The sequence below is a fragment of the Mesorhizobium sp. M00.F.Ca.ET.216.01.1.1 genome (assembly GCF_004010325.2).
GTDB lineage: Bacteria > Pseudomonadota > Alphaproteobacteria > Rhizobiales > Rhizobiaceae > Mesorhizobium.
Genome location: NZ_SADR02000653.1, coordinates 1 through 278, shown reverse-complemented (window position 1 = coordinate 278; position 278 = coordinate 1). Strand labels below are relative to the sequence as shown.

Below are 278 nucleotides of genomic sequence, written 5' to 3'. Positions count from 1 at the left end.
CTGCTAGCGAGAAGCCCTCGGCCAGTAATCCGGCCTCTATGTCCAGCGCGATCAGATAATCGTCTTCGACGATCAAGATCAGCTGGCTCTGAGTGGTTTCGGCCGGTCCGCCACTCACCTCATCTCGGGAAAAAACGATCTGCGGCTTGAAGGATCCATTGATGGCCCCCGCACGGCTTAGCTCAGGTATTGCTGTTTTTGGTAGCAAGGCCAGTCTCCTGGGGCATCTGGCAAAAGGTTACGTTGCATCTGGACGGGTGCCGACTGACTTCGAACGT

General features: G+C 56.1%; 1 pseudogene. It reads right to left on the bottom strand.

Going from position 1 to position 278, the window contains the following annotated elements:
* Positions 1 to 208 (bottom strand): annotated as a pseudogene (locus tag EN859_RS37800) (hypothetical protein); the annotation flags it as partial.
* Positions 209 to 278: the final 70 nt, after the last annotated feature.